General features: G+C 40.4%; 12 protein-coding genes. 3 read left to right on the top strand and 9 right to left on the bottom strand.

Annotated features, from left to right (window positions below):
- Positions 1 to 10 precede the first annotated feature (10 nt).
- The 3 genes from DK207_RS02060 to DK207_RS02050 form a co-directional block, all read right to left on the bottom strand.
- Positions 11 to 1,792, bottom strand: coding sequence for an acyl-CoA dehydrogenase C-terminal domain-containing protein (locus tag DK207_RS02060; RefSeq protein ID WP_109439763.1), 1,782 nt, complete (start codon positions 1,790 to 1,792; stop codon positions 11 to 13).
- A gap of 160 nt (positions 1,793 to 1,952) precedes the next feature.
- Positions 1,953 to 3,755 carry an acyl-CoA dehydrogenase C-terminal domain-containing protein gene (locus DK207_RS02055; protein WP_005089176.1) on the bottom strand — a complete coding sequence of 601 codons (1,803 nt, stop codon included), beginning with the start codon at positions 3,753 to 3,755 and terminating at the stop codon, positions 1,953 to 1,955.
- Positions 3,756 to 4,081: 326 nt separating this feature from the next.
- Complete coding sequence (locus tag DK207_RS02050; RefSeq protein ID WP_109439762.1) at positions 4,082 to 4,450, bottom strand: heavy-metal resistance; 369 nt, start codon at positions 4,448 to 4,450, stop codon at positions 4,082 to 4,084.
- Between the two features lie 131 nt (positions 4,451 to 4,581).
- Here DK207_RS02050 and baeS point away from each other — a divergent pair, with 131 nt between their 5' ends.
- Entirely contained in the window at positions 4,582 to 6,258 is a 1,677-nt protein-coding gene (gene baeS, locus DK207_RS02045; RefSeq protein ID WP_109439761.1) for a sensor histidine kinase efflux regulator BaeS, read from the top strand.
- 44 nt (positions 6,259 to 6,302) lie between these two features.
- On the top strand, positions 6,303 to 6,986 hold the full coding sequence (locus tag DK207_RS02040; RefSeq protein WP_109439760.1) for a response regulator: 684 nt from the start codon (positions 6,303 to 6,305) through the stop codon (positions 6,984 to 6,986).
- Positions 6,987 to 7,039: 53 nt separating this feature from the next.
- Here the strand turns inward: DK207_RS02040 and DK207_RS02035 are convergent, their stop codons facing one another.
- The 4 genes from DK207_RS02035 to DK207_RS02020 form a co-directional block, all read right to left on the bottom strand.
- Positions 7,040 to 8,125 carry a hypothetical protein gene (locus DK207_RS02035; protein ID WP_109439759.1) on the bottom strand — a complete coding sequence of 362 codons (1,086 nt, stop codon included), beginning with the start codon at positions 8,123 to 8,125 and terminating at the stop codon, positions 7,040 to 7,042.
- A 222-nt stretch (positions 8,126 to 8,347) separates the two neighbouring features.
- Positions 8,348 to 8,944 (bottom strand): L,D-transpeptidase family protein, encoded by a 597-nt coding sequence (locus DK207_RS02030; protein WP_109439758.1) that lies wholly within the window; start codon positions 8,942 to 8,944, stop codon positions 8,348 to 8,350.
- A 29-nt stretch (positions 8,945 to 8,973) separates the two neighbouring features.
- Positions 8,974 to 10,416, bottom strand: coding sequence for a protein adenylyltransferase SelO (locus tag DK207_RS02025; protein ID WP_109439757.1), 1,443 nt, complete (start codon positions 10,414 to 10,416; stop codon positions 8,974 to 8,976).
- A 139-nt stretch (positions 10,417 to 10,555) separates the two neighbouring features.
- Complete coding sequence (locus DK207_RS02020; RefSeq protein ID WP_109439756.1) at positions 10,556 to 11,725, bottom strand: acyl-CoA desaturase; 1,170 nt, start codon at positions 11,723 to 11,725, stop codon at positions 10,556 to 10,558.
- 211 nt (positions 11,726 to 11,936) lie between these two features.
- Here DK207_RS02020 and DK207_RS02015 point away from each other — a divergent pair, with 211 nt between their 5' ends.
- Positions 11,937 to 12,464 carry an META domain-containing protein gene (locus tag DK207_RS02015; RefSeq protein WP_100834004.1) on the top strand — a complete coding sequence of 176 codons (528 nt, stop codon included), beginning with the start codon at positions 11,937 to 11,939 and terminating at the stop codon, positions 12,462 to 12,464.
- A gap of 33 nt (positions 12,465 to 12,497) precedes the next feature.
- On the opposite strand, the gene DK207_RS02010 is transcribed toward DK207_RS02015, so the two are convergent.
- Both DK207_RS02010 and DK207_RS02005 read right to left on the bottom strand, forming a co-directional pair.
- Complete coding sequence (locus DK207_RS02010; RefSeq protein ID WP_100834003.1) at positions 12,498 to 13,214, bottom strand: glycerophosphodiester phosphodiesterase; 717 nt, start codon at positions 13,212 to 13,214, stop codon at positions 12,498 to 12,500.
- A 22-nt stretch (positions 13,215 to 13,236) separates the two neighbouring features.
- Positions 13,237 to 13,824, bottom strand: coding sequence for a cob(I)yrinic acid a,c-diamide adenosyltransferase (locus tag DK207_RS02005; protein ID WP_100834002.1), 588 nt, complete (start codon positions 13,822 to 13,824; stop codon positions 13,237 to 13,239).
- Positions 13,825 to 13,884 lie beyond the last annotated feature (60 nt).

The following is a 13,884-nucleotide window of genomic DNA, read 5'->3' as shown; positions in this document are numbered from 1 at the left end:
TCTGTTTTAATTAAGCTTGATTCGTGAAGTAATCTTCGCTAAAGCCCATGATTAAATCAGAACCTGCTTCAACTTTCTTAATGCGTGATTCTAACTCAGGCAAAATACGTGTTACGAAGTACTGAGCTAAAGCGAGCTTGCTTTGGTAGAATTCACCAGATTTGTCTTTCGCAGCAGCAGCGATTTTCGCGAACATATATGCGAAGCTGAGTAAACCAACCGCATGTAAATAATCGACCGCAGCTGAGTTCGGGAACTCTACATTTTCAGCCGCTTGTTCAATGATAAATTGAGTAACCGCTTCAATTTCTGTTGCTGCATCTAAAGTCGCATCTTTAATGAAGTTCAAATCAGCATCTAATGTGTTTGCAAAATCACGGATTTCAGCAATATATTCAGCGATGAAAGCACCGCCATTTTTAATCACTTTACGACCAATTAAATCCTGAGACTGAACGCCGTTGGTGCCTTCGTAGATTTGAGCAATACGAAGATCACGAATACATTGTTCCATACCCCATTCACGGATATAGCCGTGACCACCAAATACCATTTGTGCATCTAAAGTAGCTTGGAATGCGGTATCAGTAAGATATGCTTTTGCAATTGGGGTTAACAATGCAACGCGATCATTGGCTTTTTTCACTGCTTCTGGATCAGTTGAGAACTTAGTGATATCAAGTTGTTGACCAACGTAAACTGCAAATGCACGAGATGCTTCATTGTTAGCACGTACATTGAGCAACATACGACGTACATCGCCGTGAACTAAGATGCTGTCAGCAGGTTTGTTTGGAGATTGAACCCCAGCTGCGCTACGGCCTTGTAGACGATCAGTCGCATACTGTGCTGCATTTTGGTAAGCAAATTCAGAAGCACCAAGACCTTGGATACCCATAGACAAACGTTCGTAGTTCATCATCACGAACATCGCTGCAAGACCTTCGTTTTCTTTACCAACGAGGTAGCCTTTTGCACCGTCAAAGTTCATGACACAAGTCGCAGATGCTTTGATCCCCATTTTGTGTTCGATTGAACCAGGACCTACTGGATTGCGTTCACCTAAAGAACCATCTTCATTTACCAGGAATTTTGGTACGATAAATAAAGAAATACCACGTGAACCAGCTGGCGCATCAGGCGTTTTTGCAAGAACCAAGTGAATGATGTTTTCAGCTAGGTCGTTATCACCGCCAGTGATGAAGATTTTAGTACCAGTAATATTATAAGTACCGTCTTCGTTGCGCTCAGCTTTAGTTTTGATAATCCCTAAATCTGTACCTGCATGTGGTTCAGTTAAGCACATGGTGCCTGACCATTCACCTGAATAGATTTTAGGTAGATAAGTTTCTTTTTGCTCTTGTGATGCATAGCTATTTAATGCCATACCTGCACCCACTGAAAGAAGCGGGTAGAGCATGAATGATGGATTGGTTGCGAACAACATCTCATCAGAAAGAACGGTGAGCATTTTTGGCATGCCTTGACCGCCCCATTCTTCATCCGCACCTAAGCCGATCCAGCCGCCTTCAGCGTATTGACGGAAAGCTTCTTTAAAACCAGCAGGTGTAAATACATCGCCATTTTCCCAACGCGCGCCTTCTTCATCACCTGTACGGTTCAATGGGTGAGTAACGTTTTGGGCAAATTTTGCCATTTCTTCTAAAATTGCTTCTGCGGTTGCAGCATCTACATGAGCAAGTTTCTCATTAGACTGCCAAAATTGTTCTGCTTTAAATACATCATTTAAGATGAATTTCATGTCTGCTAAAGGAGCATTGTAAATTGGCATAATCGTTCCCTTCTACGCACAGTTGATGTGCAAAGTGATCAAATAAAACGAACAAATAAATGAATAAGGTAAATTTAGCATTGATTAAACAAAAAAAGGACGGTCAAAACTGACCAGTCCTTTTTTTGTGATGAACGTTGCATCTCATTCTAATCTATGATTAGAACGCGAAGTGTTCCGCGTCAAGTTCAAACAATGGCTCAACACCTGTTGAAAGAACGTCTACGTGAGAGCGAATACGTGGCAAGATCTTCTTGAAGTAGAAGCGTGCAGTAGTAATTTTCGCATTGTAGAAGTCTACATCAGTTGTGCCTTCAGCCAATTTCTCTTGTGCTACAAGCGCCATACGTGCCCATAGGTAAGCAAGCGTTACATAGCCAGCGAAGTATAAGTAATCAACTGCAGCTGCACCCACTTCATCAGGATTTTGCATTGCGCGCATACCAATTTGCATGGTGATGTCGCCCCATTCTTTGTTAGCAGCAGCCAATGGCGCAACGAACTCTTGCATTGCTGCATTGTCTTTGTTCGCTTCAACAAATTTATGGATGATCTTGGTGAAATCTTTCAGCATTGCACCTTGAGTTTGCAATACTTTACGACCTAACAAGTCAAGTGCTTGGATCTCAGTTGTGCCTTCGTATAAGCAAGCAATACGTGTATCACGTACGATTTGCTCCATACCGTGTTCAGAAATGAAGCCGTGACCACCAAATACTTGTACACCGTGCTTCGCAGATTCAGAACCAGTTTCAGTTAAGAACGCTTTAGCAATTGGCGTTAACAAAGATAGGATGTTGTCAGCAAACTTACGTTCTTCTTCTGTTTCGCCTTTTTCAACGATATCAGCATATTGAGCCAATAAGTAAACCAGTGCACGACCACCTTCAGCAAATGACTTTTGAGTTAAAAGCATGTTGCGAACAGCTGGGTGAACAATGATTGGATCTGCTTCTTTTTCAGGTGCTTTAGGACCAGAAAGTGAACGCATTGCTAAGCGATCTTTCGCATAAGCCAAAGCGCCTTGGAAAGAAGATTCAGAAGCAGATAAACCTTGAACTGCAGTACCGATACGTGCAGTGTTCATAAATGTGAACATGCAGTTTAAGCCACGGTTTTCAGGTCCGATTAAGTAACCTTTTGCTTTATCAAAGTTGATTACACATGTTGCGTTACCATGGATACCCATTTTATGTTCAATCGAACCACAACGAACTGCATTACGTTCACCAATAGAACCATCTGCATTTAAGTTGAATTTAGGAACGATGAATAATGAAATACCTTTAGTGCCTTTTGGCGCACCTGGTAAACGTGCAAGAACGATATGGATGATATTGTCAGCCATGTCATGTTCACCAGCAGAGATAAAGATTTTCTCGCCAGAGATTGCGTAGCTACCATCGTCATTTGGTTCTGCTTTGGTACGGATAATACCAAGGTCTGAACCTGCATGAGATTCAGTCAAACACATCGTACCTGTCCAAACACCTGAAACAAGGTTTGGTAAGTAAGTTGCTTTTTGCTCGTCAGAACCATGGTGTTCTAAAGTACGTACAGCACCGTGAGAAAGACCTGGGTACATACCCCAAGACCAGTTTGCTGTACCTACCATTTCAGAGATGGTGATCCCTAAAGAGTTTGGTAATGCTTGTCCGCCAAATTCTTCATCTGCAGAAAGTGATGGGAAACCAAGTTCGATATATTTTTGATACGCTTCTTTAAAACCTGTAGGCGTAGTCACAACACCGTCATTCCAAGTACAACCTTCACGGTCACCCACTTGGTTTAATGGAGAAAGCTCATTCTCACAGAAATCAGCCGCTGCTTCTAAATATTGATCAACCAATTCACGGCTTACGGTGCCTTGAAATGCAGGCAGTTTTGCATAGTGTGCTTCAGCATTTAATAATTCGTGCAATACGAACTGCATATCACGTAAGGGTGCTTTGTATTGTGGCATAGCGGGTTCCTCAATACTGGTGAAACCAGAGTTATAATCTTAGTCAATGATAAATGTGCCCAATGGCACCATTTTGTACCGCTAATCGTGCAACAAGTTATAGTTCGGTACAAGCTATTACAGGTCATTTCTTAGTGACTGCTAAGTCAAAGATTGTTATGTAGCCTGTTTAAGCCTTGAGATTGTATGTGTTTTTTTAGGTTTTTACTTAATTTCGATCGCTAAAATCGTAAGCAGCTGTGTAAAGGTGCATAAATGTGATTTTTATACTAAATTATGTCAATAAAAAAGGCGCTCAAAGGCGCCTGTGCTCTAGATACTTGAGTTTAGGTTGTTGCATGGTTTTGTCTTTTAAATTGTGATTTATCAGGGGTAAAGCGTACTTCACAAGTCCCTTCGATTACTCGGTTATTTAACTGAACATTGACGCGCTCACCAATCTTTTTTCCTTGACAAGCCTGCTCTATTTTCGCTCGTTCAGCTTGATGCTTTGCTCGCATCTGTTCACGGTATTGTAGGCGTTGTTCACGTTTGGCTTGCCACTCAGCCCGTTGTTCTGGTGTAAGTTCGCGTTTAGGATGAGGGTGATGTTGATCTTGCATTGATGGTTTTTGTGCTGGTGTCGATTGGCAAGCTGCTAAGCCCACAGTAGAACCAAGGAGTGCCGTCATCAAAATAAGTTTAGTTTTGTTCATTGTTTTATCCAGTATCATCGATTGTGATTTAATGAATAAAGATTAAATAATAAAGATGAAGAAACAATGGAGAGTTTTTTTCAAGCATGTTGGGTACAATTCATAAGTAGAACAATATTGAGACTTAAATTTTGAATGTTCGTCGTGTTCCGATCGCTTTACGCTTATTTCTCACTGTGTTGCTGACGACTTTGCTGATCGCGACGATTAGCTTAGGTGTGTTGCATTGGACGATGCAAAAAAACTTTGCACGTTATGTGGCTGATGTTGAAATGCAGAAGTTGGATCGTCTGATTGCCAATCTTGGCAATGTCTACAGAATATACCATGACTGGGGCAATGCGATTCAGGCTCAAATTCTGCAAATTGAAGGAACAGCGGCGCCAGATGATTATGACCGTCTCTCACAGTGGTGGTTACGTAGACAGTATGATATTGCCTTACAACAACGTTATTTTAATGATCATACCTTATTAAATCTTTCACCAACGTTGACGCAAAATAATGCGGAGATCAGAAGTCGGCAGATTTTTAATGAAGAAGAATTACAGGTTTTAAAACAAAATTTACCCTCAGAATATCAGCCGTTTGAGGGATTACGTTTTCCATTAAGTCCAAGCCAGTTCCGTTTGAAAAAAGAAGGATCGGAGGGGAGTCAGGAAAACAAATCCAGTGCCGCCAATTTAAATACACAAGCAAAAAAACGTTTTGTATCAATACCCGATCGTTTGGGATTAAGTTCTCGTCTATCTTTATATAATGAAAATCAACAATTCATTGTCGGTGAACCATCTTCGGATCAGTTGTCCTATCGTCCTATTGTTGTAGATGAAAAAGTGGTGGGCTATCTAGGCCTCAAACCAGTTTTGGATCAGGATGATGCTTCCAGTATTAATTTCTTTAGTAATCAAAAGCGTTATTTACTTTTGGTTTATGCACTTACTTTGTTATCGAGTCTCGTTGCGGCCTTGTTAATGGCGACTTATTTTAAAAAACCGATTCAACGTTTGTTGCAAGCCACTTTAGAGTTAACCCGTGGTAATTATCAACATCAGGTGGTGATTAAGCGAAACGATGAACTTGGTGATCTGTCAAACCAATTGAATCATTTAGCAGATATATTATATCAGCATGAACAATCACGTCGTCAGTGGGTAGCAGATACATCACATGAGCTAAAAACACCATTAGCAGTATTGCAGGCACAAATTGAGGCGATGCAAGACGGGATTCGCAAAGCAACACCAGAGCATCTTGAGGCAATGATGCGTCAGGTATCAAGTTTAAAGAAATTGACTCAAGATTTGGCTGATTTAGCACAGGCGGAAGCACAGCAACTGAAATGTTACTTTGCTGAGGTCAATCCTTGGGAGGTTGTGCTACAAGAGGTCGATAATTTTAAAGCTACTTTTGAACAACACCAACTCGAGGTCAAGCTATCGGGTGAGGGAGCATTGTTATCTTTAGATCGTGATCGCTTTAAACAGATTATTGTGAATTTGCTTGGAAACTGTGTGCGCTATACTGAACAAGGCGGAAAAATACAGATTCACACTCAACAAGATCAACAACAGTGGATATTGTATGTGGATGATAGTCCATTGGGAGTGAGTGATGAGCAATTGGCGCGCCTAGGTGAGCGATTCTATCGTGTTGATGATTCACGAACACGTAGCACAGGCGGCACAGGCTTAGGTTTGGCGCTCTCTAGTAAACTTGCACAAGCATTAGGCGGTGCACTGACGTTTGAGCATTCCCCATTAGGTGGATTACGTTGTGTACTGACTTTCCCAAAACAAATTAAATAACGTCGTTGTCCTCAGTTTGAGGATCGTAAAATAGGATGAAAATCATGAAACATATTATGTTGGTGGAAGATGAGGTTGAACTGGCTCAGCTGGTTCGAGACTATTTAGAAGCTGCTGGTTTTGAAGTGAGCATGTTTCATGATGGTCAAGATGCTTATGCTCAATTTCAGCAACGCAAACCAAATTTGATGATTTTGGATTTGATGGTACCTCGTATGGATGGCTTGACCATTTGCCGTAAAGTGCGAGAGCAGTCAGATTTACCGATTATTATGGTAACCGCACGAACTGAAGAAATTGATCGTGTATTGGGTTTGAATATGGGTGCTGATGACTATATCTGTAAGCCTTTTAGTCCAAAAGAATTAGTTGCTCGTGTACAGGCGGTGTTACGTCGTTTAGAGCGTAAGGCTGAACCAGAACAAAATGATTTATTCCGCATCGATAAAGCACAGCAACGCATTTGGTATCAACAAAAAGCATTAACTTTGACACCAACTGAGTTTCGTTTACTTGAGTTGTTCTTGGAGCACTTAGGGCAAGTGTATTCACGTGCACAACTCTTAGATCACATTAATCCTGACAGTTTTGATGTGGCAGATCGTGTGATTGATAGCCATATTAAAAACCTGCGCCGTAAGATTTCAGAGGCTGCAGACACAGGCAATCGCCATGAATGGATTCAAGCGGTGTATGGTGTAGGTTATCGTTTTGAATATCCTGAATAATCTAAAAGCTTGCCTTAGAGTCGTAATAAGGCAAGCTTAATCAACATATAAACTTAGAAACAAACCAAGAAACACATGATTTGGGATTTGTCTAAAATTATATTTACACTATCACCATCTTTTGGAATGGATACGGGTTTTTCAAAGGAAGTACCTTCTTTAATCACATAGCTCCAGTGTGCAATCTGATCATTTGAACCAATATGTTGATTGCCTACATAGACATCGGTTCTTCCTACAACTTCAGTACGGCTAACACTTTTTTCATAAGAAAAATTTGCAACGAGGATGTATTCACCTGCGGGTAGATTAGTGAATTTAAAATGTCCTTGATCATCTAAAATACGTGTAGACATAAAATGTTTAAGAATGTTCTCAGGAATTTGCTCAGGGATCTTTTGGTTGCGCTTAACTTGTTCGTACCATGCTTTAAACTCATCTGTCATCCAGATTAATCCAACTGCTTGACTTCCTTTTGGCGGGTATTGCTTTTTCGCAAGAATTGCACCTTTGTAAAAAGCTTGTCCAGTAATAGTTGAGTTACCCAATGGTCGAATTTCAGCTGTAGCCTGTTTCAATGTTTTGGTTTTGACTGTTTTACCTGCAATACAATCCAGCATGGCATTACGCGCTAGAGCAAGACCGTCATAATCTAAGCTGAAAATGGTTGCATAATTGAGGCGCAATTGTAGATCGTGTTCAGCATCACGCATGGATTTTAGGGTTTGATGAATGTCTCCGGTACTGACTGCAAGTATTCCTGTATTTTGACTCGGTAAAATTTGAGCTTTAAGTGGCGTTGAGGCTAATTTTTTTTGTACCAGTTCAACACGTGCATCTTGAGGGGAGCGGGCTGTTGGGATATTTTTTCCTTGAAACAAAATGGTCGCACTCGACGATTGTTTGGTTGGCCCGAAAATGGAAAAACTAGTCTCTGAATCCTGTAAGGGTATAAATCGAATCGCACAGTTCATGCGAGGTTGTTTTAAGTCTTGTTTTAGTACCCAAGCGCCTAGAGCGGATCTAGAAATTACTTGGGTATCTTCATTTGAGATTGACAATGGGGCGGCGAATGAAGAACAACTAAAACTTAAAAAGACACACGCAAAAATTGTTTTTATTAATGTTGTCCGATACATTTTTAAGATCTCATTTATATTTTGCTTATTTTGTCATAGCTACTCATTTCCTAAAAGAGAGGATGGATAACTATCTTAATTTGTTTTGAGTATCTAAATAGTGCTCATTTATTCTAATGGTCTTATCCTGTGGATAACCACAAGTTTATCCACAGAAAATGTGGATATTTTTCTGAGCTTTGTGCTGCTTATATCTACAATTATTTGGGGGCATTTAGAGCATTATGGGTGGATTACGATTTGAGTATTGTTATCCACCAATTGCCAGATTTCATCCATATCAATATTTCTAATCGCAATACAACCAAGTGTCCAATCTCCCTGAGGAAAATAAGTCATACTGGTTGGTAAATTAAGATATTCCTTTGGCACACTACCATGAATCATAATATCTCCACCTGCTGATCGTCCTTGTTGTTTTGCATAAGCGGCATCTTGTTCATTTGGATAGGAAATATGCAACGATTTATAATAGGCGCTATTGGGATTGCGCCAGTCGATGCTATATGTCCCTTCAGGTGTTTTTCCATCCCCCTCGAATTGTTTATGACCTAAAGGGTTAAACCCTAAGCGCATTGGATACTCACGAATAATCTCGTTGTGATGCTTGAGTTGTAAGATCCATTGATGCTTAAACACTTCAATCTTGGTAATCGGGGTGTTGTCTCTAATGTATATGATTTCCTCGTCGGATAATGATTGTGGCATGACTGAGCCTGTCGGCATCATTGTGCTTGGAATATAGGCTCTGTAAACATATAGCCCTATCCCAATCAGCAAAATAATGATACTGGCACATATCGCTATCCAAGGTTTCATTGTTTTTATTCCTTTTGTATATTGATCCTTTAGGACGAACAACTGACAGAAATCTCAGGGACGTCACTCGGCAAAGGAGCAATATCTTCAGCCGTTTCTAGATCAGGTTGTTTGCTATAAGGTAGATTCAGTAACTTAAACAAACGATCAACTTCGCTAAAATCTCCACGCTCTGCAAGCTCGATGGCTTTTTGCGCCATATGATTGCGTAATACATAGTGTGGATTTGCTTGTTGCATAGCGTGATCTAATGCGTCGATATCCTGATGTTTACGTATTTCTTGATATTGTTGGAGGAAAGCATCAAATTGACGTAAATCCAAACAATCATCGCGTAGTATTTTATATTCCTGATTTTGTAAGCGAATAAAACTTTGAGTGTAGTCGAGTTGTTCTGTTTGAAGAATTCTCAAGAATGCAAAACTACAATCCAGACTATCTTTGTGGAAATGAGGCAATCCCATCTTTTGACATAAGCCTTGTCCATAATGTTCTAAGAAAGTTGGTTCAAATTGTTCCAGACATTTTGCTAAATCCAGTTTGAACTGTTCTTTATTTTCAGGTGTTGCGAGAGGAATCAGATTATTTAACCAAGTCCAAAGATTCCAATGGCCAATGCTTGGCTGATTTTGGTAGGTGTATCGACCTTGATAGTCTGAATGGTTATTGATCCAGTTTGGACGGAAGCGTTCCATAAATCCATAAGGACCAAAATCTAAAGTTGAACCTGTAATATTTAAATTATCGGTATTCATCACCCCATGCGCAAAACCAACCAGTTGCCATTTTGCGATCATGATAGCGGTACGCTCAATCACTTTCTGGGCAAAAGCAAGAATTGGATTATCTGCATCTAAGCATTCTGGATAGTGCCATTCGATACACTTCTGCGTGAAATCAGTTAAAAGTGCTGGTGCATATTGGTTAATCCATTCGAAATGACCGAAACGAATATGGCAGTCAGATGTACGTAAAAGCATTGCACCGAGTTCTAATGTTTCACGTTGTACACCTTGGGATGAGGTGGTGAATCCCACAGCATGGCTCGATGCGACACCAAGTGCATTTAACGCATGTCCTGCAAGATATTCACGAATCACGGAACGTAATACAGCTCTTCCATCACCCATACGAGAGTAGGGCGTAGAGCCTGCTCCTTTTAGATGAAGGTCTATGGTTTGTCCATGCTGATCTAGGATTTGTCCGATCAGCAATCCTCGTCCATCACCCAGTTGACCTGCCCACTGTCCGAATTGATGCCCTGCATAAACCATAGCTAAAGGAGGAAACTCAGCAAAGGTTTTTTGTCCACTACAAATCTCAACCCAGTTGGCTTTATCCTCTGCACTCCATTGTAATTCATCGGCTAAGGCTTCATTGAAATGACCTGCTTTAGCACCGCGTAATGGGCTTGGTTGCTGTTGATGAAAAAGCTTTGTATCGAGAGAAGAGTAGCGTGGATTAAACTGCATAAGAGAAGCATCAAAAGTATGAGCGAATGATGACTATAGCAAATTTTCAGCTCAGCAGCGATGAGAAGCAGGGGCGGATTTGCACCTGATAGATATAAAAAATGGCCTCTTTAAAGAGACCATTTTTTATCATTTATGTTTACTCAGAAACAGGTGCTTTTTTGATATTACGCATCAAAGTTTCTAAGCACTCACGATGATGAGCAAGACGATGCTCAAGTAATTGGAAATCAACTTTTAATTTATGGTCGATTTGATGAATTTTTTCTGCCATCGCTGCTTTTTTGGCGTGTAGCTCTTGCTCTTTAAGCTTCGCCCAATCATTTAATGTATGGGTAAATGCTTCGTATTCTTGAGCAATACGTTGCTTCATTTGCACGATATCTGTGTTTACATCATGTCCATAAATGGCTAAGTCTTGTTCAGCATATTTAAATTTCATCGCCAACTCAGCTTTTTGAATATTAAAGCTCGGAATACGACGTAAATTTTTAGCTAGACCTAATTTAGAGCTGGTCCAAATTAACCATTTTGTTGGGTCATATTGCCACCATTTCACACCATTACGATAGTCGTATTGGAAGATATGATGGTAGTTGTGATAACCCTCACCCCAAGTGAAAATCGCTAAGACGAAGTTGTCTCGTGCCGTATTTTCATCAGTATAAGGACGTTTGCCCCACATATGACAGAGTGAGTTAATAAAGAAGGTAACATGATGACTGATAATCAAGCGCAGCAGACCACCTAGTAGAACTACGCCCCAAATATCACCAACAGCCCAGCCAATACCACCTAATAAACCAACATGAACCGCAATGACCATCGGGACATAGTACTTGTGTTGGAACATCACGAGTTTGTCATTGAGCAAATCTGGTGAGTTTTTGAAATCAGGTTGAGACGGTGAATGATCGCGGATCATCCAACCTAAATGTGCATACCAAAAACCACGTTTGATCGAGTATGGGTCTTGATCTACATCATCGACATGACGGTGATGGGTACGGTGTCCAGAAGCCCAGAACAGAATACTGTTTTGAACGGCAAAAGTTCCACCAATCATCAATAGAATTTTTAAGGGTAAAGATGCTTCATAAGCACGATGTGCCCATAAGCGATGGTAACCCGCTGTGATGCCTAAACTACTCAATGCTAAGAGGAAGAATAAACTTACCCATGCGCTTACACTAAAATCATAATAATAAGCGTATAAAGGAATTAAAATAGCAGCAAGAATTGGGGTTCCAATTAAGGTAATGCTAGCAGTCCAGTTAATGGGTGCTTTTTTGAGTGGGGCGGAATTCATATCCGGCAGCGCTCCTAACAACCTTGTTTGCACAAGATAATAAAACTAAACGAGATAGCAAGACCAATCTTTACGATATATTGCTATTTTAGTCCTGATATTAGCATGCTCAAATCAATAAGCACTAGTATTATTCTACAGTTGTATCGAAAGAACAGTAACAGAATTCGTTTGCCGAACAGGCTAATTTATTAAAAGGTGAAATAAATCAATGTCTGAGCAAATTATCGTGAAAAATCCTATTTTCTCTATAAAGGCATTTGTTCACAAAACTTTAATATTTTCTAGTGTTTTGATGGTGGCTGCTTGCCAGAGCCAACCTTCAAAAGTGCAAAAAAATACTTTACAACCTAAACCGTCACATACACTTCCACCAATGCAGGTTCGTAAGAGTAGTGATGGAATTCAAGATGTTGATTGGCAAATTACAATGATTCACAACAAACGTGCATTGTTCTTTAATCAATTTCCAAGTTTTACATTGAACTCTGTAAGTAAAAGTGTTGCAGGGCATACTGGATGTAATAATATTTATGGGCGTTATCGCTATGATTTTGCTCAACGTAAACTTGATTTCGATGTGAGAGCAGGGCATTACAGTTGTAATAAGTCTTTGGCACAAGAAGCAGAGTTGATGGATGCGATTCAGCGAGTCGAGCGTTTTCAATATGATGGAACCAATCTCTATCTATTGGATGCTAGAGGGCAACGTTTGATACAAGCACAACGTAAGAAATAATGTCAGAAGGTGGAGTGGTCTCCACCTTTTTTATTATGATAAATGCTGCAACATTGTTTGAGGAATATCAGTAATCAAACCTTGAATACCAAGCTGTTGTAAATGCATAGCACGTTCAACATCATTTACTGTCCAAACACTAATATCTAATTGCGCTTGCTGGGTCAGTTGAATGATTTCATCTGAAGCGAGTTGATCTTTCCAACCGATTTGACGACATTGATACTGATGTGCAAGTTCGATTGCATATTCACCGATTGGAACTTCGACCAAGAGTCCTCGTTTAAAAGTGCTCTGATGTTGCTGTAATGCATCTAAAATTTTTGTATCAAAGCTGGTAATAGTTGCTGTTTTTTCAAAACCTTGTAGTTCTTGCTGTAGTTTTATAATCAGCCGTTCAGCCGCAACCTCATCAACGACTGATTTTACTTCAACTTCGATATGCTCAAAGTCGATTAAACAATCCATAACCTGCTTTAAACTCGGCGTAAATTCTTCAGTTTTCCAGTCTTGCCACTGATGGCGATGATCAAATTGTTCGGCTTCTAGCAGATTACAACTTTCTACATGTTGTAAGCGACCGGCAGTACGAACAAAATCATCATCATGAATTACGATGAGTTGGTCATCTTTAAGCTGACGAACGTCAAACTCGACTGCACGAATGCCAAGCCCATGCAGATAGTGGAATCCACCTAAGGTATTTTCAGGCGCTTCACCACGCGCACCACGATGACCAATAATTCGCATCTTTTATTCACCTTGGAAATGGTTATGCTGGATCGATACTGTCATTAATATTTTTTTGCCACAGCACTTCGCTACCACCTTCAGCACGTTGCAAGGCACGTGAGGCAACAAACAACCAGTCGGATAAACGATTCAGTAATTGTAAGGCTGTGGCTTGGATATTTTGGTCACGATTGTGTACCGACAATAAAGCACGTTCAGCACGACGACATACTGCACGGGCTTGATGTGCATAGCTACATGCCAAACTTCCTGATGGCAAAATGAAGTCTTTTAACATTGGTAAAGACTCATTCATGTGATCAATTTCTTGTTCCAGAAAGTCGATGCATACGGGTTGAAGTAAATGATAGTTTGGAATGCAGACCTCACCGCCCAAATCAAACAACCAGTGTTGAATGAGGCTTAAGCTTTTATCCCAATGGGCTTTATTTTCAACTTGGCTTGCACTGATTTGTGCGCGAAGTACACCAATGGTTGCATTGAGTTCATCGACATCACCGAGCGCAGCAATGCGTAAATCATCTTTTGCAACGCGGGAACCATCTCCCAGACCTGTGGTACCTGAGTCACCTGTACGTGTATAGATTTTACTTAAACGATGTCCCATAGTTTTGTTTCTCTGATCCTGAAAATAAAAAGGGGATAATGTCGGTCAGAACATTACCCC

Source organism: Acinetobacter haemolyticus, assembly GCF_900406815.1.
GTDB lineage: Bacteria > Pseudomonadota > Gammaproteobacteria > Pseudomonadales > Moraxellaceae > Acinetobacter > Acinetobacter haemolyticus_A.
This window is presented reverse-complemented; position numbering and strand designations above follow the sequence as displayed.

What these genes read in the sequence shown, in the direction of transcription:
- DK207_RS02060 (WP_109439763.1), bottom strand. Translation starts at nt 1,792, where the DNA reads ATGCCAATTTACAATGCTCCTTTAGCAGACATGAAATTCATCTTAAAT.
- DK207_RS02055 (WP_005089176.1), bottom strand. Translation starts at nt 3,755, where the DNA reads ATGCCACAATACAAAGCACCCTTACGTGATATGCAGTTCGTATTGCAC.
- DK207_RS02050 (WP_109439762.1), bottom strand. Translation starts at nt 4,450, where the DNA reads ATGAACAAAACTAAACTTATTTTGATGACGGCACTCCTTGGTTCTACT.
- DK207_RS02040 (WP_109439760.1), top strand. Translation starts at nt 6,303, where the DNA reads ATGAAACATATTATGTTGGTGGAAGATGAGGTTGAACTGGCTCAGCTG.
- DK207_RS02035 (WP_109439759.1), bottom strand. Translation starts at nt 8,125, where the DNA reads ATGTATCGGACAACATTAATAAAAACAATTTTTGCGTGTGTCTTTTTA.
- DK207_RS02030 (WP_109439758.1), bottom strand. Translation starts at nt 8,944, where the DNA reads ATGAAACCTTGGATAGCGATATGTGCCAGTATCATTATTTTGCTGATT.
- DK207_RS02025 (WP_109439757.1), bottom strand. Translation starts at nt 10,416, where the DNA reads ATGCAGTTTAATCCACGCTACTCTTCTCTCGATACAAAGCTTTTTCAT.
- DK207_RS02020 (WP_109439756.1), bottom strand. Translation starts at nt 11,725, where the DNA reads ATGAATTCCGCCCCACTCAAAAAAGCACCCATTAACTGGACTGCTAGC.
- DK207_RS02015 (WP_100834004.1), top strand. Translation starts at nt 11,937, where the DNA reads ATGTCTGAGCAAATTATCGTGAAAAATCCTATTTTCTCTATAAAGGCA.
- DK207_RS02010 (WP_100834003.1), bottom strand. Translation starts at nt 13,214, where the DNA reads ATGCGAATTATTGGTCATCGTGGTGCGCGTGGTGAAGCGCCTGAAAAT.
- DK207_RS02005 (WP_100834002.1), bottom strand. Translation starts at nt 13,824, where the DNA reads ATGGGACATCGTTTAAGTAAAATCTATACACGTACAGGTGACTCAGGT.